Genomic DNA, 21218 nt, shown 5'->3' on the forward strand with positions numbered 1-21218 from the left:
GACATGATCCAGCAGGAATCCCGCGTCAAGGTCGCCGACAACACCGGCGCCAAGCAGCTCCTGACCATCCGCGTGCTCGGCGGCTCCGGCCGCCGCTACGCCGGACTGGGCGACACGATCGTCGCCACGGTCAAGGACGCCATCCCCGGTGGTGCGGTCAAGAAGGGCGATGTGGTCAAGGCCGTCATCGTCCGCACCGTGAAGTCCACCCGCCGTCCCGACGGCTCCTACATCAAGTTCGACGAGAACGCAGCAGTCATCCTGAAGAACGACGGCGACCCGCGCGGCACGCGCATCTTCGGTCCGGTCGGTCGCGAGCTCCGCGACAAGCGCTTCATGAAGATCGTCTCGCTCGCACCGGAGGTGATCTGACCCATGGCCAGCATCAAGAAGGGCGACCTCGTCGTCGTCATCGCTGGCGCGCGCGAGTCGCGCGGCGGCGACCGGGGCAAGACCGGTCGCGTGATCGAGGTCCTGCGCGAGCAGAACCGCGTGATCGTCGAGGGCGTCAACCTCGTCACCAAGCACATCAAGGTCGGCCAGACCAACCGCGGCACCCGCACGGGTGGCATCGAGACCCACGAGGCCCCGATCCACATCTCGAACGTGGCGCTCGTCGACCCCGAGTCGAAGAAGCCCACGCGCGTCCGTCGCGAGGTCACGTCGGTCGAGAAGAACGGCGTCACCACCACGCAGAAGATCCGCGTGGCGACGAAGTCGGGCAAGGAGATCAAGACCAATGACTGACACCGCAGTGCGCCTGCCCAGGCTCAAGCAGCAGTACCGCGAGACGATCGTGCCGCAGCTCCGCGCGGAGTTCGGCTTCGGCAACGTCATGCAGGTGCCCGGACTGACGAAGATCGTCGTCAACACGGGTGTCGGCGAGGCCGCGCGCGACTCGAAGGTGATCGAGGGCGCGATCCGCGACCTCACGCTCATCACGGGGCAGAAGCCGATGGTGACCGCAGCTCGCAAGTCGATCGCGCAGTTCAAGCTGCGCGACGGCATGCCGATCGGCGCGCACGTCACCCTCCGCGGCGACCGCATGTGGGAGTTCCTCGACCGTCTGCTGACGCTCGCCCTCCCGCGCATCCGCGACTTCCGCGGCCTGAGCCCGAAGCAGTTCGACGGCAACGGCAACTACACCTTCGGCCTCCAGGAGCAGTCCGTGTTCCACGAGATCGACCAGGACAAGATCGACCGCGTCCGCGGTTTCGACATCACCGTCGTCACGACGGCGAAGTCGGATGACGAGGGTCGCGCGCTGCTCAAGGCGCTCGGCTTCCCCTTCAAGACCGACTCCTGACCCCATCGGCGCCGCCGGCGCCGAGCAGCTTCAAGGTCGCTGTCCGCGGAACGGGCAGCGAAACCAGAACGGAGAACCACCCATGACGATGACCGATCCGGTCGCCGACATGCTGACGCGTCTGCGCAACGCCAACACGGCGATGCACGACGAGGTCACGCTGCCGTCGTCGACCCTCAAGGCGAGCATCGCCGAGATCCTCGAGCGCGAGGGCTTCATCTCGGCCTGGAAGGTCGAGGATGCCCGCGTCGGCAAGACGCTGACCCTCAGCCTCAAGTACGGCGGCAACCGCGAGCGCGCGATCGCCGGCCTCAAGCGGGTCTCGAAGCCCGGACTCCGCGTGTACGCACGCTCGACCGAGATCCCTCAGGTCCACGGCGGCCTCGGCGTCGCCATCCTGTCGACGAGCTCGGGCCTCCTCACGGACCGTGAGGCCGAGCAGAAGGGCGTCGGCGGGGAAGTCCTCGCCTACGTGTGGTGAGCTGACATGTCACGAATCGGACGACTCCCCATCGACATCCCCGCTGGTGTCGAGATCACGGTGCACGACGACGTCGTCACCGTCAAGGGCCCGAAGGGCGAGCTGCAGACCCCGATCGCGAAGCCGATCCAGGTCGAGGTCGCCGACGGCCAGATCCAGGTCACGCGCCCGGACGACGAGCGCCAGTCGCGCTCGCTCCACGGCCTGACCCGCACCCTCATCGCCAACGACATCGTCGGCGTCACCGAGGGCTACTCGAAGTCCCTCGAGGTCGTCGGCACGGGCTACCGCGTCGCCGCCAAGGGCACGGGCATCGAGTTCGCGCTCGGCTTCTCGCACCCCGTCAACGTCGAGCCGCCCGCCGGCATCACGTTCGCGGTCGAGGGCAACAACAAGCTCACCGTCAGCGGCATCTCGAAGCAGGCCGTCGGCGAGGTGGCTGCGAACATCCGCAAGCTGCGCAAGCCCGAGCCCTACAAGGGCAAGGGCGTCCGCTACGCGGGCGAGCAGATCCGCCGCAAGGCTGGAAAGGCTGGTAAGTGATGGGCATCGGTACCCGAGGCAAGAGCAAGTCGGCTGCCCGCGGTCGTCGCCACGCACGTCTCCGCAAGAAGATCGTCGGCACCGGCTCGATGCCGCGCCTCGTCGTCACCCGCTCGGCACGCCACGTGTTCGTGCAGGTCGTCGACGACTCGCAGGGCATCACCGTCGCGTCCGCGTCGACCATGGAGGCTGACCTCCGCGCGTTCGACGGCGACAAGACGGCGAAGGCCAAGCGCGTCGGCGAGCTCGTCGGCGAGCGCGCCAAGGCGGCAGGCGTCGAGTCTGTCGTGTTCGACCGAGGTGGCAACCGCTACGCCGGTCGCGTCGCGGCCATCGCCGATGGCGCACGAGAGGCAGGGCTGGGACTGTGAGCGAAGAGAACAAGGACACGCAGGTGACGGACACCACGCAGGCTGCGACGGCCCCGGCCGCCGATGCCGCGACGTCGTCGGACCACCGCGACGAGCCCCGCGAGCAGCGGCGCGGCAGCCGCGATCGCGGCACGCGCAACGAGCGCGGCCGTCGCGACGACCGCACGGAGAACCAGTTCCTCGAGCGCGTCGTGACGATCAACCGCGTCTCGAAGGTCGTCAAGGGCGGCCGCCGCTTCAGCTTCACGGCGCTCGTCGTCGTGGGTGACGGCGACGGCATGGTCGGCGTCGGCTACGGCAAGGCGCGCGAGGTCCCCACGGCCATCTCGAAGGGCGTCGAGGAGGCGAAGAAGAACTTCTTCCGCGTCCCCCGCATCGCCAACACGATCCCGCACCCGGTGCAGGGCGAGGCCGCTGCCGGCGTCGTGCTGCTGCGTCCCGCTGCCGCCGGTACCGGCGTCATCGCGGGCGGCCCCGTGCGCGCCGTGCTCGAGTGCGCCGGCATCCACGACGTGCTGAGCAAGTCGCTGGGCTCGTCGAACTCCATCAACATCGTCCACGCGACGGTGGCTGCGCTGCGCGCCCTCGAGGAGCCCCGTGCGGTCGCTGCTCGTCGTGGCCTCGACGTGGACCGCGTCGTCCCGGCTCGCCTGCTGCGCGCCGAGGCGGAGCACACCAAGCACGAGGCCGAGATCGCGAAGGCGGCATCCAAGTGAGCAAGCTGAAGATCACGCAGATCAAGTCTGTGATCAGCGAGAAGCAGTACCAGCGCGAGACGCTGCGCTCGCTGGGCCTCAAGCGCATCGGCCAGTCGGTCGAGCGCGAGGACACCCAGCAGAACCGCGGCTACGTGAACACGGTGCGGCACCTCGTCAAGGTCGAGGAGATCGAGAATGACTGACAAGAACGAGTCGGCCGAGCTGCCGGCGCTCAAGGTCCACCACCTCCGGCCCGCGCCGGGCGCGAAGAAGGCGCGCACGCGCGTCGGTCGCGGTGAGGCGTCGAAGGGCAAGACGGCCGGTCGAGGCACCAAGGGCACCAAGGCCCGCTACTCCGTGCGCCCCGGCTTCGAGGGCGGCCAGCTGACGAGCGTCATGCGCGCTCCGAAGCTGCGCGGCTTCAAGAACCCGTTCCGCACCGAGTACCAGGTCGTGAACGTCGGCCAGCTCAACGAGCTGTTCCCCGGCGGCGGCGACGTGACGGTGGCCGACCTGGTCGCCAAGGGCGCCGTCCGCAAGAACGAGCTCGTCAAGGTGCTCGCCGGCGGCGAGCTGTCGGTCGCGCTGACGATCAGCGTCGACAAGGTCTCGGCTGCTGCAGAGCAGAAGATCGTGGCCGCTGGCGGCTCCGTCAAGTAAGTAGGCTGAGGGGCGGTCCGTGCGCGGGCCGCCCCGATTGCCATTCTCGGAAGGCTGCACGTGTTCAGTGCCATCGCACGCATCTTCAAGACGCGCGACCTGCGTCGGAAGATCCTCTTCACGCTCGCCATCGTGGCGGTGTTCCGGCTGGGGTCGTTCATCCCCGCGCCGTTCGTCGACTACAGCAACGTGCAGGCGTGCATCGCCGCGAACCAGACCGCGACCGGCCTGTACCAGCTCGTCAACCTGTTCTCCGGCGGCGCGCTGCTGCAGCTGAGCATCTTCGCGCTGGGCATCATGCCGTACATCACGGCGTCGATCATCGTGCAGCTGCTCCGCGTCGTCATCCCCCACTTCGAGACCCTCTACAAGGAGGGCCAGTCGGGCCAGGCGAAGCTCACGCAGTACACGCGCTACCTCACCATCGCGCTCGGCGTGCTGCAGTCGACCACGCTCATCACGGTCGCCCGCTCCGGTGCGCTCTTCTCGTCCACCGGCGGCCCGTCGCTGCCGCAGTGCCAGAACCTGCTGACGAACGACTCCTGGTGGTCGATCGCGCTCATGATCATCACGATGACCGCCGGCACCGGCCTCATCATGTGGCTCGGCGAGCTCGTCACCGAGCGCGGCATCGGCAACGGCATGTCGCTGCTCATCTTCACGTCGATCGCCGCGACCTTCCCCGGCGCCCTCGGCATCATCTTCGAGACGCAGGGCCCCAACACCTTCATCATGGTGCTGCTCGTCGGCGTCCTCATCATGGGCCTCGTCGTCTTCGTCGAGCAGTCGCAGCGGCGCATCCCGGTGCAGTACGCGAAGCGCATGGTCGGCCGACGGATGTACGGCGGCCAGTCCACCTACATCCCCATCAAGGTCAACATGGCCGGCGTCGTGCCCGTCATCTTCGCCTCGTCGCTGCTCTACCTGCCTGCGCTCGTCGCGCAGTTCAACATGCCCGCCGACGGCACCACGCCGGCCGACTGGGTGCTGTGGGTGCAGGCGAACTTCACGACCGGCGACCACCCGCTCTACATGCTGGTGTTCTTCCTGCTCATCGTCGGCTTCACCTACTTCTACGTCGCGATCACCTTCAACCCGGAGGACGTCGCCGACAACATGAAGAAGTACGGCGGCTTCATCCCGGGCATCCGCGCCGGCCGCCCGACGGCCGAGTACCTCGACTACGTGCTGACGCGCATCACGTTCCCGGGCTCGCTGTACCTGGGCCTCGTCGCGCTCATCCCGCTGATCGCGCTCGCGACGGTGGGGGCCAACCAGAACTTCCCGTTCGGCGGCGCGTCCATCCTCATCATCGTCGGCGTCGGCCTCGAGACGGTCCGCCAGATCGACGCGCAGCTGCAGCAGCGCCACTACGAAGGGCTGATCCGCTAGATGCCGAACCTCCTCATCGTCGGCCCGCCCGGTGCGGGCAAGGGCACGCAGGCAGCACGCATCGCCGAGGCGCTCCGGGTGCCGGCGGTGTCGACCGGTGACATCTTCCGGCAGAACATCAAGGAGCAGACCGAGCTCGGCCAGCGGGTCACGGCCATCCTCGACGCGGGGGAGTACGTGCCCGACGAGCTCACGAACGAGCTCATCGACGACCGCCTCGCGCAGCCGGACGCCGAGCAGGGCTACCTGCTCGACGGCTACCCGCGCACCGCCGGGCAGGTCGAGTTCCTCGACGGGGTCAACCTCCACCGCGGCGAGCAGCTCGACGCCGTCGTGCGCCTGGTCGCCGACACCGACGAGGTCGTGCGCCGGCTGCTGGCCCGTGCCGAGCTCCAGGGCCGCAGCGACGACTCCGAGGAGGTCATCCGCCACCGCCTCGACGTGTACGAGCGCGAGACGGCACCGCTCGTGGCGATCTTCGAGGAGCGCGGGCTCGTCGTCGAGGTCGACGGGATCGGGCCCGTCGACGAGGTGACCGAGCGCGTGCTCGCCGGGCTCGCCGAGCGCGGCATCACGGCGTGATGCGCGGCCGCGGCCCCTACAAGTCGCGCCGCGAGCTCGCCGCCATGCGCGAGCCGGGCCGGATCACGGCGCTCGCCCTCCAGGCGGTCGAGTCGGCCGTCCAGGCGGGCGTCACGACGCTCGAGCTCGACCGGATCGCCGAGCGCGTCATCCGCGAGCACGGCGCGGTGCCGAACTTCCAGCTCGAGCCGGGCTACGAGCACACCCTGTGCGTCAACGTCAACGACGTCGTGGTGCACGGCATCCCCGGGGATCGCGTGCTGGAGCCGGGCGACCTCGTCACCGTCGACTGCGGCGCGACGATCGGCGGCTTCCACGGCGACGCCGCGATCAGCGTCGTGGTGCCCGGCGGCGATCCCGAGCGCACCGCGGCGCGCGAGCGCCTGAGCGACGTCACGCGCGGCGCCCTCTGGGCGGGGATCGCCGCGCTCGCGGGCGCGCGGCAGCTCGGCGAGGTCGGCGCCGCGGTCGAGGACCACATCGACGCGAACAGCGACTTCCGCATCGACGAGGACTACATCGGGCACGGCATCGGCACCCGCATGCACGAGGACCCGCCGGTGTTCAACTACCGCACCCGCGTCGTCGGGCCGGCCGTGAAGCCCGGCCTGTGCGTCGCGATCGAGCCGATCATCCACGCCGGCGGCGCCGAGACGACCGTCGACGGCGACGGCTGGACCGTCCGTAGCGCCGACGGCTCCGACGCGTGCCAGTGGGAGCACTCGGTGGCCGTCCACAGCGGCGGCATCTGGGTGCTCACCGCCCTGGACGGCGGCGCCGCGGCGCTCGCGCCGCTCGGGGTCGTGCCGGTGCCGATCCCCGAGCGCTGACGCACGCGGCGCTGCCGGGCAGCGCCCGGTAGTCGCGCACGACGTCGACCGTGACGCCGAGCTCGTCGGCGAGCTCGTGGTCGTCGCGCGCCCACGCGGATGCGGCGCGCAGCGCGACCGGGTCGATGAGCATGCGGGCGGCGAATCGCTCGGCGGCGCGCTCGTCGGCCGGCGAGCCGCCGGCGTGGCCGTGCAGCGCGTGGCCCAGCTCGTGCGCGAGCACGCAGCGCTGCTCGACCGGGGTGAGGCCGCGGGCGAGCAGGATGCGGCGGCCGGCGTCGTCATAGGCACCCAGCCAGTCCGGCGGCAGGCGCGCGACCCGCATCTCGACCCCGGCCTCGCGGCACAGGGCGACGAGCTCAGTCAGCGTGGGGCTCGTCCCTGCGAGCGCTGCCGCGCCTCGCCGCAAGTCCATGCAGGTGCTCCTCGGTGCCGTCGGCGTCTGCGATCGCGGTCACCGTAGCCTCGCCCGCTGACACGCCCGCTGACACGCCGCCAGCGCGGACGTGCGCCGCGAGGGTCGCGATCGCGGCGTCGGCGGCCAGGTGCCGGCGGTCCGGCGGCACGTTCGACAGCAGCTCGGCCATCACGGCCGTCCACAGCTCGACGTCGGGGTCCTGCGGCCGCGCATCCGTCGCGAGGCCCAGGGCGGCGAAGAGGCGACGCAGCACGTCCTCCTGCGGCGCGCCGGATCCGCGCTCGATGTTGCTCACGGTCGTGCGGTCGACGTCGGCGAGCGCGGCGAGCGCCTTCTGGCTGAGGCCCTGGCGCATCCGGGCGGGGCGGACGAGCTCGCCGTAGCGCTGGCGCTCGCTCGCGCTCGCTCCTCGGAGGTGGATGGACATGCGACCTCATCTCGTCGAGGGTCAGCGTATCCGCCCCGGCCGCGGCACAAGCGGGATGCTTCTCGACCGATGTCGACTCGAGAGGCGCTTTTCCCCACACCGGCTCCGAAAAGCACTTGCGCAACGGTCGAAAACCTGGCATGGTTTGCCGCATGGCGGTCGAATCACGCATCGGAGCGACGCTCATGGCGCTCCGGGTGCGCGCGGGCCTCAGCCAGGCCGAGCTCGCGCTGCTCGCCGGCGCACCGCTCGCGACGGTCATGGGCGTCGAGAGCGGCGCGATGGAGCCGCCGGCGGGACTGGTCGCCCGGCTGACCGCCGCGATCGCGATCGGGCTCCGCGGGAGCGCGGGCTGATGCGCGCCGCGACTCGCCGCGACCGCCACCGACTCGTGCCGACAGGCACGGGCACCCGGCAAGCGGGTGCGACGAAGGAGGAAGCACATGCACATGAAGACGCGCAGGGCCAGGGCCGCGGTGTGGGCCGCGTCGGCGGGCGTCGCGGTGGTCGGGCTGGCGATGGCGGGCCTGTCGCTCGCCTGGCTCGTCGGCAGCTTCGGGCTGTCCGCGGCGGCGGCGACGCAGATCGTGACCGCGGTCGAGATCGGAGGGGCCGCGCTCGCGGTCGTCTCGATCATCCTCGGCGGCGGCATCGCCGGCGCCGTCATCTCGACCATCGTCTGGTACCTCAAGCGCAAGCTGCGCAGGCTGGCGATGGCCTGAGATGCCCGCCGGCACCCTCGCGACGCCCCGGTCTGCGGGGGTGTCGGTCGCCCTCGCAGCGCTCGCGCTCGGCGCGATCGTCGCCGCGACCGCTGCCCCCGCCGGTGCCCTCGCGGCGCGCAACGCCGCGGCGCTGGCCGCCGGCGACCTCGACACCGCGGTGCTCGCGGGCGACCGGGACGTCGGCGCGATCGCGGTGCGGAACCTGGGCGCGATCGCGCTCCTGGCGGCCGGAGCGCCGACGCTCGGCACGCTCACCGTCGTCGCCGGCGTCGTGCTCGGCACCGGGCTGGGCCTGTCGGGCGCCGCGGTGCTCGCGGCGCTCGGCCCGGTGGAGGCGCTCGCGCGCGTCGGCCCGTACATCGCGTTCGAGCTCACCGCGGTCGTGCTGGCCGCCGGCGCGGGCGTGCTGCCCACCGTCCACGCGGTCATCGCGACGGCCGCTCGAGGGGGCGGGGCGCGGTTCTCCGCCGCCTACGGGAGCGCGCTGCCGACGAGCCTCGCGCTGACCCTCCTCGCCGCGGTGCTCGTCGTGATCGGCGCGTGCATCGAAGCCGTCGTCATCGCCGGGCACGCCCGCTGATCGAGAGGAGCACCGTGATCCACCCATCCGGCATGACCGGCGTGCGAACCGGCAGCGAGGCGGGCACCTCGCCCGGGATGTGGGCCGTCGTCATCGCCGCAGCCGCGGCCCTGCTGTGCCTGCGGATGCCGGCGTTCCTCGCCGTCGCCGAGGCCGCGGTCGCCGAGCAGGCCGAGGCGCTCGGCGACCCGCAGCTCGCGGGGGCGGCGACCGCCGTCGGGGCGGGCGCGGCGGTCGCGATCCACCTGCTCCTGCTCGGGCTCGGCGCGCTGCTCGCCGCGCTGCTGGAGCGTGCGCTCGGCCCGCGTGCGCTCCGCACGCGCCGTGGCCGTGCGAGGCTCGGCGTGGGCGGCGCCGCCTTCACCGCGATCGTCCTCGGGCTGCAGGTCGCCGCGCTGGCCGAGGGTGTCGCCGCCGTCGAGCGCTCCTGGCCCGTGTGGCTCTGCGCCGCGGCGGTCGCGGCGCTCGTGCCCGTGGCGTTCCGGGATGCGCGCTCGTCGCTCGCCTCCTATGCCAGGTCGCTCACGGCGACCGGTGCGACGGCGGTGCTGCTGTGCCTCGGATGACGCGCTCGTTCCGACTGCCGCTGCTCGCGGTCCGGGTGCCGCTCGGCGCCGCCGGCGTCCGGACGCTCGCGGCGGTGTCGCTGCTCGGCTCGGCCGCGCTCGTGGCGCTGCTCGCCGCCGCCGAGCTCCCCGCCGGACGCGCGCACCTCGCCTCGCCGCTCGCGCTCGCGCTCTCGGTGGTCGCGATCGTCGCGACCGTGCCGGCGCTGCTCGACGGCCGGCTGCGCTTCCCGCTCGCGGGCATCGCCTCGCTGTGCCTCGGCCTCGTCGCCGCCGTCACGATCGGGCTGGGCGCATCCCCGCTCGCGACTGCGCTGGGGTGGGCCGTGGTCGTCGCGGGGGCGGCGACCGGCGCCTACCACCTGCTGGGCTCCGAGCCGCGGGACCGCGGATGACGAGCGGGGCGCGCGTCCGGCGCGCGCCTCGAGGGCTGCGCGCGGACCTCGCCCCGACGGCCGGCGTGCTGGCGACGGCGATGCTGCCCCTCCGGCTGCCGCCCGAGGCGGTGCGCTCCCTGCGGTGGCCGCTCGCCGGCGCCGGCGTCGGCATCGCGACGGCGATCGCGATGGCGCTCGCGGTCGCGACGGAGCTCGCGCGGGCGGCGTGGGGGAGCGGTCCCGTCGCCGCCGCGATCGTCCTCGCCGCGCTCGTCGCGCCGGTCGGGCGCGTCGTGCTCGGCGCACCGCCGTCGCTCGCGGTGGCGCTCGCGCGCTGCGCGCCGCTGCTGCGCGCGCTCGACCTCGGCGGCGCACCGCTCGCTCGGATGGGCGCGCTCGCGGCGGGCGTCCCTGCGGTCGTGCCGACCTCCGTGCTCGGGGCGGCCGCGGCCACCGTGCTGGCGGTTCGCGGCGCACCGGCCGCAGCGCTCGCCGTCGGCGCCGCGGTCGTCGTCGGCGCGCTCGCCGCGGTGCTGCCGGCGCTGCGCGCCGGTGCGCGGCTCGCGGTCGGCGCTGCCGGCACGACGCTGCGCGCGCTCGCGGCGCGTCGGCTCGCGGCCGTGGGGACGCTCGCGGTCGCGCTGCCGGCCGTGCGGGTCGCGCCGTGGCCGGCCCTGCCATCCGTGCTCCAGGCCGCGCCGCCAGACGTCGCCGTCGGGGCCGCGGCCGTCGCCGCCGCCAGCTGGATCGCGGGCGACGGCCTCGTCGTCGACGCCCGACCATGGCTGCGGCTCCAGGCGACGCTCGTCGACTGCGGCGCAGCGGCAGTCGCGCTCGTCGCCCGAGCCGCCGCGGCGGGGGCATCGGCGGCGGCGGCCGTCGGGCTCGTCGTGGGGAGCGCGGCCGGGGCGCTCGCCGGGACGGACGCGGGACTGCGCGCGGGCCTCGGCGCGGCGGCGATCGCGGGTGCCGTCCTCGTCGTGCTCGTGCTCGAGCCCGACCCGACGGCCGTGCTCGCGCGGAGCGTCGTCTTCGCGCTCGCGGCGGCACCAACGACGTGCGCGCTGCTCTCCGGCGCCGCGACGGCATGGCTCGTCGCGACCCCGATCGCCATCGCGGCGCTCGGCGCCGCCGTGCTCGCGCGCAGGCTCGCATGATCGCGATCGAGGTCCGCGGCGTCGGCGCCGCGCGTCGCGGCCGGCACGCCGTGCCCGTGCCGGACCTCTCGCTCTGGGGGCCGGGCCTCGTGCGGGTGCGCGGCGCCAACGGCGCGGGCAAGAGCACGCTCGTCGAGCTGCTCGCGGGCGGCATCGCCCCGGCCGTCGGCGACGTCCGGATCTGCGGGGTGCGCGCCGACGCGCGCGCGGCGCGCGGCCTGCGGCGCGCGTGCCGCACCGAGATCGCGCTCCTCGGCCACGTGGCGCTCCGGCGGCACGCGGCGCTCTTCGCCCGAGCCGGAGCCGTGCCCGCCCTCGAGGCGCTCGGCGCGCTCGCCGACGAGGGCCTCGCCGACCGGCTCGACGATCGGGTCGATGCGCTCTCGACCGGCGAGGCGCGCCGCGCCTGGGTGCGGCTCACCACGCTGGGCGCCGCGCCGGTGCTGCTGCTCGACGAGCCGCTGCTCGGCGTCGACGAGGCCGCCGAGGAGGCGCTCCGCCGGCGCATCGATGCGTGGGCGCTGGAGCGGCTCGTGCTCGTGGTCGACCACGGGCGGCGCGAGTGGGGCGGGCGCGCGCTCGACCTCTCGCGGCGGGCACGGACCTCGCCGTGAGGGCGGCCATCGAGGTCGCGGGGCTCACGGCGGCGTTCGGCGGGCGGACGGTGCTCGACGGCGTCGCGTTCACCGTGCCGTGGGGCGCGGTGACGGGCTTCATCGGGGTCAACGGCGCGGGCAAGACCACGACGCTGCGCCGCATCGTCGGGCTCGAGGCCGGCGGCGGGGTCGCGAGGGTGGCAGGGATGGCCTACGCCGACCTCGACGCACCGTCGGCGATGCTCGGCTGCTGCCCTGACGTGCTCGGCGCCGCACCGGGCCAGACCGCCGCGCAGCACCTCGACGCGCTCGCCCTCCGCGCCGGCGTCGACCGCGGCGCAGCACGGCGGGCGCTCGCCGAGGTCGGGCTCTCGGGCGTCGACGGACGCATCCGCACGCTGTCGCTCGGTCAGCGCCGCCGGCTCGCGATCGCCGGCGCGCTGCTGGGCGAGCCGCGCGTGCTCGTGCTCGACGAGCCGTTCGACGGGCTCGACCCCGGCGGCCGCCGATGGCTCTCGGCACGGCTGCGGGCGCACGCCGACGCCGGGGGCGCGGTGCTGCTGTCGGCGCACGCGCTCGACGAGGCGGAGCCGCTGCTCGACCGGCTCGTCTGCCTGCACGCCGGAGCCGTGCGCTTCGAGGGCCCGACCGAGGCGTTCCTGCGCGCGCACGGCGCGCCGGTCGTGCTCGTGCGCTCGCTCGACCAGCCTCGGCTCGCGAGGGCGCTGCAGGCGGCGGGCGCCGTCGTGCACCGCCGCAGCGGCGACGCGCTCGCGGTGCGCGAGCTCGATGCGCCCGCGATCGCCCGCGTCGCGGCGCACCTCGGCGTGCTGCTGACCGAGCTCGCACCCCGACGCACGTCGCTGAGCGACGCCTTCGCCGCGGCCGTCGGGGCTGCGCCGTGACGCGGCCGCGCTTCCGGACCCTCGCGGCCGCCGAGCTCGCGGCGATGCGCGGACGGCGACTGGGGTGGGCGGTCGTGCTGGCTGCCGCCGGATCGTGCGTCGGCGGGCTCGCCATGGCCGCGCTCGTGCTGCCCTTCGACGCCGCCGCCGCCATCGAGGCGAGCACGGTCGTCGTCTCGCGCGGCTCGGCGGCGGCTGTCGCGGTCGCCGTGCTCGCCGCCCTCGCCGTCGCTGGCCCCTACCGCGACGGCTCGTGGATGCACGCGGCGCTCGCGGTGCCCCACGTCGGGCGCAGGCTCGCGGCGGGCGCGGTGCCGGCGGTGGGCCTCGGCGTCGGGCTCGGCGCGGTCGCGATCGCGTCCGCCGCGGTCGGTGCCGCGCTCGTCGATGCGTCGGCGCTCCGGGCGCTGCCCGCGGCCGCCGCGGCGCACCTCGGCGCCATCGCCGTCTGGTCGGTGTGGCTGGTGTGCCTCGCGCACGCGACGCGGTCGCCGCTCGCGACCCTCGGCATCGGGGCGGGCCTGCCGCTCGTGGCCGAGCCGGCGCTCGCCGGGCTGCTCGCGATGACCCCGATGGCCGACGCCAGGTGGTGGCTGCTGCCCGGGATCGCGCTGCGATCGCTCGCCGAGGTGCCGGTCGGCGAGGGGGTCGTGCTCGACGGGCCGTCACCGGCGCAGCTCCCGCTGCTGCTCGCGAGCGTGCTCGGATGGACGGCCGCCGCGGCGCTCGCGGCATGGCTGCGAGCCCGTGGCGCGCAGCCGCGCTGACCCGCCCGGGGACGTCGCGCCGGAGCGCCGCACACGCGTCCCCCGGCGCCCGAGCACCGGTGGTAGCGTGACAGCGATCTCGGGCCGCCCAGGCCCGACCGCGAAGGAGCACCATGGCCGAGCGCACCGTCACCGTCGAGTCCGCGCACGGGCTCCACGCCCGCCCCGCATCCCTGTTCGCGCAGGCTGCGGCGAAGGCGTCCAGCCCCGTCACCGTCACGAAGGGCGACAAGCAGGTCAACGCCGCCAGCATCCTGTCGGTCATCTCGCTCGGCGTCTCGAAGGGCGACGAGGTGACGATCGCCTCCGACGACGAGGCGACGCTCGACGAGCTCGAGCAGCTCCTCTCCACCGATCACGACGCCTGACCCAGGCACTGGCACCAGCACGGAGTCGACCATGACCACCACCGCAGCACCGGCTCAGACGGGCGGCGCTCGCGTCGCCGTCCAGAAGTTCGGCACCTTCCTCTCCGGCATGATCATGCCGAACATCCCGGCGCTCATCGCGTGGGGCATCCTCACCGCGCTCTTCATCCCCGTCGGCCCGTTCCCGAACGAGGGGCTCGCCACGATCGTCGGCCCGACGATCCACTACCTGCTGCCCATCCTCATCGCCGGCACCGGCGGCCGGATGGTCTACGAGACGCGCGGCGCCGTCGTCGGCGCGTTCGCCGTCATGGGCGCGATCGCCGGTTCCGACCTGCTCATCGACCGGATCAACGCCGAGGGCGAGGGCGGCCTCGGCTACGTCCACATGTTCATCGGCGCGATGATCCTCGGCCCGCTGTCGGCATGGGTCATGAAGCAGCTCGACAAGCTGTGGGACGGCAGGGTCAAGGCCGGCTTCGAGATGCTCGTCAACATGTTCTCGGCGGGCATCGTCGCCTTCCTCATGGGGCTCGTCGGCTTCTACGTCGTCGCCCCGATCGTCAACTGGATCATGTCGGTCGTCGGCGGCGCCGTCGGCTGGCTCGTCGAGACCGGCCTGCTGCCGCTCGCCTCGATCCTCATCGAGCCGGCGAAGGTCTTCTTCCTCAACAACGCCATCAACCACGGCGTGCTCACCCCGCTCGGCACCACCGAGGTGGCGAACGACGGCAGCTCGATCCTGTTCCTGCTCGAGGCGAACCCCGGCCCGGGCCTCGGCCTGCTGCTCGCGTTCTCCGTCTTCGGCGTCGGCGCCGCGCGCGCCACCGCTCCGGGCGCGGCGATCATCCAGTTCCTCGGCGGCATCCACGAGGTCTACTTCCCGTACGCCCTCATGAAGCCGACGCTCATCCTCGCGCTCGTGCTCGGCGGCGCCTCCGGCGTCGCGACGAACATGCTGCTGAACACCGGCCTCGCCGGTCCCGCGGCCCCTGGCAGCATCTTCGCCGTGGCCGTGCAGGCCGGCCTCGTCGGCGGCGGCAACCTCGTGGGCGTGCTGCTCTCGGTCGTCATCGCGACCGCGGTGACGTTCGCCGTCGCGGCCGTCATCCTGCGCGCGGGTCGCAAGCGCGACCTCGAGCGCGAGGCGGCGGGCGACGACGCGCTCGGTGCCGCGGTTGCGCAGACGACGGCGAACAAGGGCAAGGAGTCGGCGCACCTGTCGAACCTGACCGCCGCATCGGGAGCGCCGGGCGCCACGGCGCCGGCCGGTGCAGCAGGCGGCACCTCCGTCGCCGCAGAGCCGATCCGGAAGATCGTCTTCGCGTGCGACGCCGGCATGGGCTCGAGCGCGATGGGCGCGAGCGTGCTGCGCAACAAGATCAAGAAGGCCGGCATCGAGGGGGTCGAGGTCACGAACATCGCGATCGCCAACCTCGACGCGTCGACGGCCGACCTGATCGTGACGCACCGCGACCTCACCGACCGCGCGCGGCAGCGCACGCCCGACGCCATGCACGTCTCGGTCGAGAACTTCATGAACAGCCCGAAGTACGACGAGGTCGTCCGCCTCGTCGACGAGTCCAACGCGCAGTAGCAGAAGGAGCCCCATGCCCGTCCTCTCGATCGAGCAGATCACGACCACCCCGAAGGCCGCCACGAAGGACGAGGCGATCCAGGAGGCCGCCGACATGCTCGTCGCGGCGGGCGCCGTCACGACCGACTACGCCGACGCCATGCGGGAGCGGGAGGCGAGCGTGTCGACCTACATGGGCAACCTGCTCGCCATCCCGCACGGCACGAACGAGTCGAAGGGCGCGATCCTCGACTCGGCGCTCTCGGTCGCGCGCTACGACGAACCGCTCGACTGGGACGGCAACCCGGTGAAGTTCGTGGTCGGCATCGCCGGCAAGGACGGCGGGCACCTCGAGATCCTGTCGAAGATCGCCATCGTCTTCGCCGACGAGGACGAGGTCGCCAAGCTCGAGGCCGCCCCCGACGCGGCGGCGATCCTCGAGCTGCTCGGCGACGTCAACGAGTGATGCGGGCCGTCCACTTCGGCGCCGGCAACATCGGCCGCGGCTTCGTCGGGCTGATCCTGCACCGCGCCGGGTACGACGTGACCTTCGTCGACGTCAACCCGGAGCTCATCGGCATGCTGCAGCAGGCCGATGCGTACCAGGTGCGCGAGGTGGGGCCGGACGCCCGGATCCACACGGTCACGGGGTTCACGGGCATCGACTCGTCGGCCGACCCGGATGCGGCGGCCCGCGCGGTCGCGGAGGCGGACGTCGTCACGTGCGCCGTCGGCCCGACGGTGCTGCGCTTCATCGCCCCGGTGATCCGCGCGGGGCTCGCGCTCCGCGACGGGGACCCGGTGACGGTGATGGCGTGCGAGAACGCGATCGGCGCCTCCGACACGCTGCGCGAGCTCGTGCTCGACGGCGCCCCCGAGCTGGCCGACCGAGCGGTGTTCGCCAACACGGCCGTCGACCGCATCATCCCGCCGCAGGACCCGCACGGCCTCGACGTCGTGGTCGAGGACTTCTTCGAGTGGTCGATCGATCGAGGGCCGTTCGGGGGGACGGCACCGACGATCCCGGACGCCCACTTCGTCGACGACCTCGCGCCCTTCATCGAGCGCAAGCTGTTCACGGTGAACACGGGCCACGCCACGACCGCGTACGCCGGCTACGCGGCGGGCATCGAGACGATCGCCGAGGCGCTGCAGTCGCCCGAGATCCGCGCGGCGGTCGAGGCCTCGCTCGCCGACACGTCGCGGCTGCTCGTGGCGAAGTTCGGCTTCGACCCCGACGAGCACGCCGCCTACGTCGCTCGCGCGATCGCGCGCTTCGAGAACCCCGCGCTGCCCGACACGTGCGAGCGGATCGGCCGCCAGCCGCTGCGCAAGCTGTCGCGGCACGAGCGCTTCGTGCAGCCGGCCGCGGAGCTCGCCGAGCGCGGCGAGTCGGCGGACGCGCTCGTCGCCGCCTACGCCAGCGCGCTGCGCTTCGACGCCGAGAGCGACGAGCAGGCGGCCGAGCTGCAGCGGCTGCTCGCCGAGCTCGACCCGGCGGCGTTCGTCGCCGAGGTGAGCGGCATCGACGGCGGCCCGCTGCAGGTGCAGCTCGTCGGCGTGGTGCGGGCCGCGAAGGGCTGAGCGTCCGTCCATCCCGATGCGGCAGGATCGGAGCATGGGGGATGCGGTGGGTCGAGCGGGTGGCGGCGCGCGGAGCGCCGTGCTGACGCGGAGCCTGCGGTGCTGACCCGGGGATCGCGGCGCAAGGGCCGCTCGAGCGCCAACCCGCGCCAGCGGCTGCTGCACGGCTGGGACTGGAGCGATCCGCGGATCGAGCTCGAGGAGCTCGCGCCGGCGAGCCGCGTGCTCGTCACCGCCGGCGCGGGCGAGCTCGCCGCGGCGCTCGCCGCCGCCGGTCACCGGGTGTCCGCGCTCGGCGCGAACCGCGAGCAGCTCGACTACGCCCGCCGGCGCGTCGAGGGCGGCCCGTTCGAGCCCGGGGCGGCGGAGCGGCTGTTCGACCTCGGGCGCGGCATGGTGCGCGCCGCGAGCCCGGCGTGGAGCCGTCGGCGGGTGCGGCAGTTCCTGCAGGAGGACGACCCGCTCCGCGCCGCCGCGGAGTGGAAGGCACGGCTCGACAACCGCACGCTGTCGTCGATCCTGCGCACGATGCTCGGTCCCGCCGGCGCGCTCTCGGCGCTCATCCTGCGCGACTTCTCGACGCCCATCCCGCCGCACTTCGACGAGGCCATCCGCGGCCGCATCGCTCGCGCGCTCCGCAAGCACCCGCCGAGCGGCAACCCGTACGCCTGGCGGCTGCTGCTGGGGGAGGACCTGCCCGGGCACCGCCTGCCGGCCGTCGACCCGGCGGCGATCGAGTGGATCGACGAGCCGCTCCTCGACCACCTCGAGCGCTCGCAGCCCGGCCGCTACGACGCGATCTCACTCTCGAACGTGATCGACGGGGCGGATGAGCGCTGGGTGCGCGACCTGCGGAAGGCCGCCGTGCGTGCGGTCGCCCCGGGCGGACCCGTCATCGCGCGCTCGTTCGCGACCACGATGGACGACGAGGCGGCGAAGCGCGCGCGTCGCGACCGGGCGATGCTGTGGGGCTCGATCGTCGTGCACCGGTGAGCGACACGCCCGGCTTGCATTGCGAACCGCACCCCGCGTAGAGTTGACCGTTGGTGTCGCGCGCCCTCTGTGCGCGGCACTCGCATGACCGGCAACCAAACGTTACAGAAGAGGCTATGGCCAAGAAAGACGGCGTCATCGAGATCGAAGGCTCGGTGATCGAAGCGCTCCCGAACGCGATGTTCCGCGTCGAGCTCTCGAACGGGCACGTGGTGCTCGCACACATCTCCGGCAAGATGCGGCAGAACTACATCCGCATCCTGCAGGAAGACCGAGTGATCGTGGAGCTGAGCCCATACGACCTCAGTCGCGGTCGCATCGTCTACCGCTACAAGTAACCACTGGCTGCTGGACAAGGAACGGCTCGCGCACTCGCGCGAGCACGAGGCCAGCGAGGAAAGCACACATGAAGGTCAACCCCAGCGTCAAGCCCATCTGCGACAAGTGCAAGGTCATCCGCCGGCACGGTCGCGTGATGGTCATCTGCGAGAACCCCCGCCACAAGCAGCGGCAGGGCTGATGCCGCAGCGCGCGAAGCGACGCAGTCGCGTCGCGCGCGAAGGCATCGAGGTCGAGGAGCACGCGCCCAAGGCGCGCGCGTCGCGAGACCCGGCTGTCCACGGCAGCGCAGGCACAACTCAATACGAACCCCATCCCAGCGGGATGGGGTTGCACCCAGCAGCGGTAAGAGCTCTCTGACGAGGGCGACACCTTGGGGAGAGGCCCAGGCACCTCCGCTGCTCCACACCTCTCAACCACTCCTGAAGGAGACACACGATGGCACGCATCGCAGGTGTCGACATCCCGCGCGACAAGCGCGTGGAGATCGCACTGACGTACATCTTCGGCGTCGGCCGCACCCGGTCGATCGCAACGCTCGAGGCCACCGGCATCGATCGCAACACGCGCGTCAAGGACCTCACGGACGACCAGCTCGTCGTGCTCCGCGACCACATCGAGGGCACGTTCAAGGTGGAGGGCGACCTCCGTCGCGAGGTCGCCGCGGACATCCGCCGCAAGGTCGAGATCGGCTCGTACCAGGGCATCCGCCACCGTCGCGGCCTCCCCGTGCACGGCCAGCGCACCAAGACCAACGCGCGCACCCGCAAGGGCAAGAAGCAGACGGTCGCCGGCAAGAAGAAGGCCGGCCGCTAGGCCGCGGGGAAGAGGTAGAGAACAATGGCAGCTCCCAAGTCCGCGGTCCGCAAGCCGCGTCGCAAGGACAAGAAGAACATCGCCGTGGGCCAGGCCCACATCAAGTCGACGTTCAACAACACGATCGTGTCGATCACCGACACCACCGGCGCCGTCATCACGCAGGCATCGGGCGGTGCGGTCGGCATGAAGGGCTCGCGCAAGTCGACGCCCTACGCCGCCCAGCTGGCAGCCGAGTCGGCCGCCCGCCAGGCGCAGGACCACGGCATGAAGAAGGTCGACGTCTTCGTCAAGGGCGCAGGCTCCGGCCGTGAGACGGCGATCCGCTCGCTCCAGGCCGCCGGCCTGGAGATCGGTGCGATCCACGACGTGACGCCGCAGGCGCACAACGGCGTCCGCCCGCCGAAGCCTCGCCGCAACTAAGTCGCTCCTGCCGGGCGGGCGGTCCACGCCCGCCCGGCATTCCGCCGTCACTGAACACGCGAGTCATATAGCGGACTCGCGACCGAAAGGAACCGACACGTGCTGATCGCCCAGCGCCCCACTGTCACCGAGGAGATCATCGCCGAGCACCGCTCGCGGTTCACGATCGAGCCGCTCGAGCCAGGCTTCGGCTACACCCTCGGCAACTCCCTCCGCCGCACCCTCCTGTCGTCGATCCCCGGCGCAGCCGTCACGAGCATCCGTCTCGATGGCGTCCTGCACGAGTTCTCGACGATCGCCGGTGTGAAGGAGGACGTCACCGAGATGATCCTCAACATCAAGCAGCTCGTGGTCTCGTCGGAGCACGACGAGCCCGTGGTCGCCTACCTCTCGCGCCAGGGCGCGGGCACGGTGACGGCCGCCGACATCACCGCTCCGGCCGGTGTCGAGATCCACAACCCCGAGCTCGTGCTCGCGACGCTGAACGACTCGGCGAAGCTGCAGCTCGAGCTCACGATCGAGCGCGGCCGCGGCTACGTCTCGGCTGCGCAGAACCGCGACGAGTTCGCCGAGGCCGGGGTCATCCCGATCGACTCGATCTACTCGCCCGTGCTCAAGGTCACCTACCGCGTCGACGCGACGCGTGCCGGTGAGCGCACCGACTTCGACTCGCTCGTCGTCGACGTCGAGGCGAAGCCGGCGATCACGCCGCGCGACGCCATCGCGTCGGCCGGTCGCACGCTCGTCGAGCTGTTCGGCCTGACGCGCGACCTGAACGCCGAGGCGGAGGGCATCGAGATCGGCCAGGCGCCGGCCGAGGCCATCGGCTCCGGCGAGCTCGCCACGCCGATCGAGGAGCTCGACCTGTCGGTCCGCTCGTACAACTGCCTCAAGCGCGAGGGCATCAACACGGTGTCCGAGCTCGTGGCGCTGAGCGAGACGCAGCTCATGAACATCCGCAACTTCGGCCAGAAGTCGGTCGACGAGGTCAAGGACAAGCTCGTCGAGCTCGGCCTGTCCCTCAAGGACGCCGTGCCCGGCTTCGACGGCGCGCACTTCTACAGCGGTTACGACGAGGACGCTCGCTGAACGCGGGCCGACTGAAGAACTAGAGGGAAACGAACCATGCCCAAGCCCACCAAGGGTCCCCGCCTCGGAGGCGGTCCTGCGCACGAGCGCCTGCTGCTCGCGAACCTCGCGGCCGCGCTCTTCACGCACAAGTCGATCAAGACGACCGAGACGAAGGCCAAGCGCCTCCGCCCGATCGCTGAGCGCCTCATCACGTTCGCCAAGCGCGGCGACCTGCACGCGCGTCGTCGCGTGCTCGGCGTGATCGGCGACAAGGGCGTCGTGCACGAGCTCTTCACCGAGATCGCGCCGCTCGTCGCCGAGCGCGAGGGCGGCTACACCCGCATCACGAAGCTCGGCTTCCGCAAGGGCGACAACGCCCCCATGGCGCAGATCGAGCTCGTGCTCGAGCCGGTGCAGAAGAAGGTCTCGAAGTCGAAGGCATCCGCCGCCGCGACGTCGGCAGCCGCCGACCAGCAGGCCGAGGAGGCCAAGGTCGACGAGGCTCCGGTCGAGGATGCCGTGGTCGACCCGACCGAGGCCGCCGAGGCCGACGCCGCTGCGGCTGACGTCGCGACCACCGAGGCGCCCGAGGCGGGCGACGAGGCCGTCGAGGCTGAGCCGGCCAAGGACGAGACCAAGTAGGTCCACCCCACGACGAAGGGCCCCG

Annotated in this window: 34 protein-coding genes; 32 read left to right on the forward strand and 2 right to left on the reverse strand. The window is 72.6% G+C overall.

Annotated features, from left to right (window positions below):
* The first annotated feature begins 3 nt into the window (after nucleotides 1-3).
* The 12 genes from rplN to map all read left to right on the forward strand — a co-directional run bounded on the left by rplN (nucleotide 4) and on the right by map (nucleotide 6863).
* A complete protein-coding gene (rplN, locus tag ACVWW9_RS07380; protein ID WP_123697054.1) occupies nucleotides 4-372 on the forward strand; it encodes a 50S ribosomal protein L14 in 369 nt (122 codons plus the stop codon).
* 3 nt (nucleotides 373-375) lie between these two features.
* Nucleotides 376-747 (forward strand): 50S ribosomal protein L24, encoded by a 372-nt coding sequence (gene rplX, locus ACVWW9_RS07385; protein ID WP_123697055.1) that lies wholly within the window; start codon nucleotides 376-378, stop codon nucleotides 745-747.
* Entirely contained in the window at nucleotides 740-1306 is a 567-nt protein-coding gene (gene rplE, locus ACVWW9_RS07390) for a 50S ribosomal protein L5 (RefSeq protein ID WP_456514976.1), read from the forward strand. The genes rplX and rplE overlap by 8 nt, the downstream gene beginning before the upstream one ends.
* An 82-nt stretch (nucleotides 1307-1388) precedes the next feature.
* Nucleotides 1389-1787: a 30S ribosomal protein S8 gene (gene rpsH, locus ACVWW9_RS07395; protein ID WP_123697057.1), complete on the forward strand. Its 399-nt coding sequence runs from the start codon at nucleotides 1389-1391 to the stop codon at nucleotides 1785-1787.
* 6 nt (nucleotides 1788-1793) lie between these two features.
* Nucleotides 1794-2330, forward strand: a complete 537-nt coding sequence (rplF, locus tag ACVWW9_RS07400) for a 50S ribosomal protein L6 (protein ID WP_123697058.1) — start codon at nucleotides 1794-1796, stop codon at nucleotides 2328-2330.
* Nucleotides 2330-2701 (forward strand): 50S ribosomal protein L18, encoded by a 372-nt coding sequence (gene rplR / locus ACVWW9_RS07405; RefSeq protein ID WP_123697059.1) that lies wholly within the window; start codon nucleotides 2330-2332, stop codon nucleotides 2699-2701. Before rplF ends, rplR begins: the two co-directional genes overlap by 1 nt.
* The gene (rpsE, locus tag ACVWW9_RS07410) at nucleotides 2698-3417 is read left to right on the forward strand and encodes a 30S ribosomal protein S5 (protein WP_123697060.1); all 720 of its coding nucleotides are present in this window, start codon (nucleotides 2698-2700) and stop codon (nucleotides 3415-3417) included. Before rplR ends, rpsE begins: the two co-directional genes overlap by 4 nt.
* Nucleotides 3414-3602 (forward strand): 50S ribosomal protein L30, encoded by a 189-nt coding sequence (gene rpmD / locus ACVWW9_RS07415; protein WP_123697061.1) that lies wholly within the window; start codon nucleotides 3414-3416, stop codon nucleotides 3600-3602. Before rpsE ends, rpmD begins: the two co-directional genes overlap by 4 nt.
* The gene (gene rplO / locus ACVWW9_RS07420) at nucleotides 3595-4059 is read left to right on the forward strand and encodes a 50S ribosomal protein L15 (protein ID WP_354256478.1); all 465 of its coding nucleotides are present in this window, start codon (nucleotides 3595-3597) and stop codon (nucleotides 4057-4059) included. Before rpmD ends, rplO begins: the two co-directional genes overlap by 8 nt.
* 60 nt (nucleotides 4060-4119) lie before the next feature.
* Nucleotides 4120-5451: a preprotein translocase subunit SecY gene (gene secY / locus ACVWW9_RS07425; protein ID WP_123697063.1), complete on the forward strand. Its 1332-nt coding sequence runs from the start codon at nucleotides 4120-4122 to the stop codon at nucleotides 5449-5451.
* Nucleotides 5452-6033, forward strand: coding sequence for an adenylate kinase (locus tag ACVWW9_RS07430; protein WP_123697064.1), 582 nt, complete (start codon nucleotides 5452-5454; stop codon nucleotides 6031-6033).
* Complete coding sequence (gene map / locus ACVWW9_RS07435; protein ID WP_456514977.1) at nucleotides 6033-6863, forward strand: type I methionyl aminopeptidase; 831 nt, start codon at nucleotides 6033-6035, stop codon at nucleotides 6861-6863. Before ACVWW9_RS07430 ends, map begins: the two co-directional genes overlap by 1 nt.
* On the opposite strand, the gene ACVWW9_RS07440 is transcribed toward map, so the two are convergent.
* Nucleotides 6790-7278 carry an ImmA/IrrE family metallo-endopeptidase gene (locus tag ACVWW9_RS07440; protein ID WP_456514978.1) on the reverse strand — a complete coding sequence of 163 codons (489 nt, stop codon included), beginning with the start codon at nucleotides 7276-7278 and terminating at the stop codon, nucleotides 6790-6792. The two genes, map and ACVWW9_RS07440, sit on opposite strands and share 74 nt — an antisense overlap.
* The gene (locus ACVWW9_RS07445; RefSeq protein ID WP_456514979.1) at nucleotides 7223-7708 is read right to left on the reverse strand and encodes a helix-turn-helix domain-containing protein; all 486 of its coding nucleotides are present in this window, start codon (nucleotides 7706-7708) and stop codon (nucleotides 7223-7225) included. Before ACVWW9_RS07445 ends, ACVWW9_RS07440 begins: the two co-directional genes overlap by 56 nt.
* Nucleotides 7709-7860: 152 nt before the next feature.
* Between ACVWW9_RS07445 and ACVWW9_RS07450 the strand changes: the two genes are divergently transcribed.
* The 20 genes from ACVWW9_RS07450 to rplQ all read left to right on the forward strand — a co-directional run bounded on the left by ACVWW9_RS07450 (nucleotide 7861) and on the right by rplQ (nucleotide 21193).
* A complete protein-coding gene (locus ACVWW9_RS07450; protein WP_456514980.1) occupies nucleotides 7861-8064 on the forward strand; it encodes a helix-turn-helix domain-containing protein in 204 nt (67 codons plus the stop codon).
* A gap of 87 nt (nucleotides 8065-8151) precedes the next feature.
* Nucleotides 8152-8430: an uberolysin/carnocyclin family circular bacteriocin gene (locus ACVWW9_RS07455; RefSeq protein ID WP_354256464.1), complete on the forward strand. Its 279-nt coding sequence runs from the start codon at nucleotides 8152-8154 to the stop codon at nucleotides 8428-8430.
* A gap of 1 nt (nucleotide 8431) precedes the next feature.
* Entirely contained in the window at nucleotides 8432-9013 is a 582-nt protein-coding gene (locus ACVWW9_RS07460) for a stage II sporulation protein M (RefSeq protein WP_456514981.1), read from the forward strand.
* Nucleotides 9014-9045: 32 nt separating this feature from the next.
* Nucleotides 9046-9579: a hypothetical protein gene (locus tag ACVWW9_RS07465; protein ID WP_456514982.1), complete on the forward strand. Its 534-nt coding sequence runs from the start codon at nucleotides 9046-9048 to the stop codon at nucleotides 9577-9579.
* On the forward strand, nucleotides 9576-9974 hold the full coding sequence (locus tag ACVWW9_RS07470) for a hypothetical protein (protein WP_456514983.1): 399 nt from the start codon (nucleotides 9576-9578) through the stop codon (nucleotides 9972-9974). Before ACVWW9_RS07465 ends, ACVWW9_RS07470 begins: the two co-directional genes overlap by 4 nt.
* A complete protein-coding gene (locus ACVWW9_RS07475) occupies nucleotides 9971-11113 on the forward strand; it encodes a hypothetical protein (RefSeq protein WP_456514984.1) in 1143 nt (380 codons plus the stop codon). The genes ACVWW9_RS07470 and ACVWW9_RS07475 overlap by 4 nt, the downstream gene beginning before the upstream one ends.
* Entirely contained in the window at nucleotides 11110-11727 is a 618-nt protein-coding gene (locus ACVWW9_RS07480) for an ABC transporter ATP-binding protein (RefSeq protein ID WP_456514985.1), read from the forward strand. The genes ACVWW9_RS07475 and ACVWW9_RS07480 overlap by 4 nt, the downstream gene beginning before the upstream one ends.
* The gene (locus tag ACVWW9_RS07485) at nucleotides 11724-12614 is read left to right on the forward strand and encodes an ABC transporter ATP-binding protein (RefSeq protein ID WP_456514986.1); all 891 of its coding nucleotides are present in this window, start codon (nucleotides 11724-11726) and stop codon (nucleotides 12612-12614) included. The genes ACVWW9_RS07480 and ACVWW9_RS07485 overlap by 4 nt, the downstream gene beginning before the upstream one ends.
* Nucleotides 12611-13381, forward strand: a complete 771-nt coding sequence (locus tag ACVWW9_RS07490) for a hypothetical protein (RefSeq protein ID WP_456514987.1) — start codon at nucleotides 12611-12613, stop codon at nucleotides 13379-13381. Before ACVWW9_RS07485 ends, ACVWW9_RS07490 begins: the two co-directional genes overlap by 4 nt.
* A 113-nt stretch (nucleotides 13382-13494) precedes the next feature.
* Nucleotides 13495-13749 carry an HPr family phosphocarrier protein gene (locus ACVWW9_RS07495; RefSeq protein WP_123697073.1) on the forward strand — a complete coding sequence of 85 codons (255 nt, stop codon included), beginning with the start codon at nucleotides 13495-13497 and terminating at the stop codon, nucleotides 13747-13749.
* 31 nt (nucleotides 13750-13780) lie between these two features.
* Entirely contained in the window at nucleotides 13781-15346 is a 1566-nt protein-coding gene (locus ACVWW9_RS07500; RefSeq protein WP_456514988.1) for a PTS mannitol transporter subunit IICB, read from the forward strand.
* A gap of 13 nt (nucleotides 15347-15359) precedes the next feature.
* Nucleotides 15360-15791, forward strand: coding sequence for a PTS sugar transporter subunit IIA (locus ACVWW9_RS07505; RefSeq protein WP_123697075.1), 432 nt, complete (start codon nucleotides 15360-15362; stop codon nucleotides 15789-15791).
* Entirely contained in the window at nucleotides 15791-16909 is a 1119-nt protein-coding gene (locus tag ACVWW9_RS07510) for a mannitol-1-phosphate 5-dehydrogenase (RefSeq protein WP_456514989.1), read from the forward strand. Before ACVWW9_RS07505 ends, ACVWW9_RS07510 begins: the two co-directional genes overlap by 1 nt.
* Nucleotides 16910-17008: 99 nt before the next feature.
* A complete protein-coding gene (locus ACVWW9_RS07515) occupies nucleotides 17009-17902 on the forward strand; it encodes a hypothetical protein (protein ID WP_456514990.1) in 894 nt (297 codons plus the stop codon).
* Nucleotides 17903-18018: 116 nt separating this feature from the next.
* Complete coding sequence (infA, locus tag ACVWW9_RS07520) at nucleotides 18019-18240, forward strand: translation initiation factor IF-1 (protein WP_123697078.1); 222 nt, start codon at nucleotides 18019-18021, stop codon at nucleotides 18238-18240.
* A gap of 68 nt (nucleotides 18241-18308) precedes the next feature.
* Entirely contained in the window at nucleotides 18309-18422 is a 114-nt protein-coding gene (gene rpmJ / locus ACVWW9_RS07525; protein WP_004008316.1) for a 50S ribosomal protein L36, read from the forward strand.
* Between the two features lie 257 nt (nucleotides 18423-18679).
* The gene (gene rpsM / locus ACVWW9_RS07530; protein ID WP_123697079.1) at nucleotides 18680-19057 is read left to right on the forward strand and encodes a 30S ribosomal protein S13; all 378 of its coding nucleotides are present in this window, start codon (nucleotides 18680-18682) and stop codon (nucleotides 19055-19057) included.
* Nucleotides 19058-19081: 24 nt separating this feature from the next.
* On the forward strand, nucleotides 19082-19480 hold the full coding sequence (gene rpsK / locus ACVWW9_RS07535) for a 30S ribosomal protein S11 (protein WP_123697080.1): 399 nt from the start codon (nucleotides 19082-19084) through the stop codon (nucleotides 19478-19480).
* A gap of 99 nt (nucleotides 19481-19579) precedes the next feature.
* Nucleotides 19580-20569 carry a DNA-directed RNA polymerase subunit alpha gene (locus ACVWW9_RS07540; protein WP_123697081.1) on the forward strand — a complete coding sequence of 330 codons (990 nt, stop codon included), beginning with the start codon at nucleotides 19580-19582 and terminating at the stop codon, nucleotides 20567-20569.
* 36 nt (nucleotides 20570-20605) lie between these two features.
* The gene (gene rplQ, locus ACVWW9_RS07545; RefSeq protein WP_456514991.1) at nucleotides 20606-21193 is read left to right on the forward strand and encodes a 50S ribosomal protein L17; all 588 of its coding nucleotides are present in this window, start codon (nucleotides 20606-20608) and stop codon (nucleotides 21191-21193) included.
* Nucleotides 21194-21218: the final 25 nt, after the last annotated feature.

This window comes from Agrococcus sp. UYP33 (assembly GCF_054060915.1).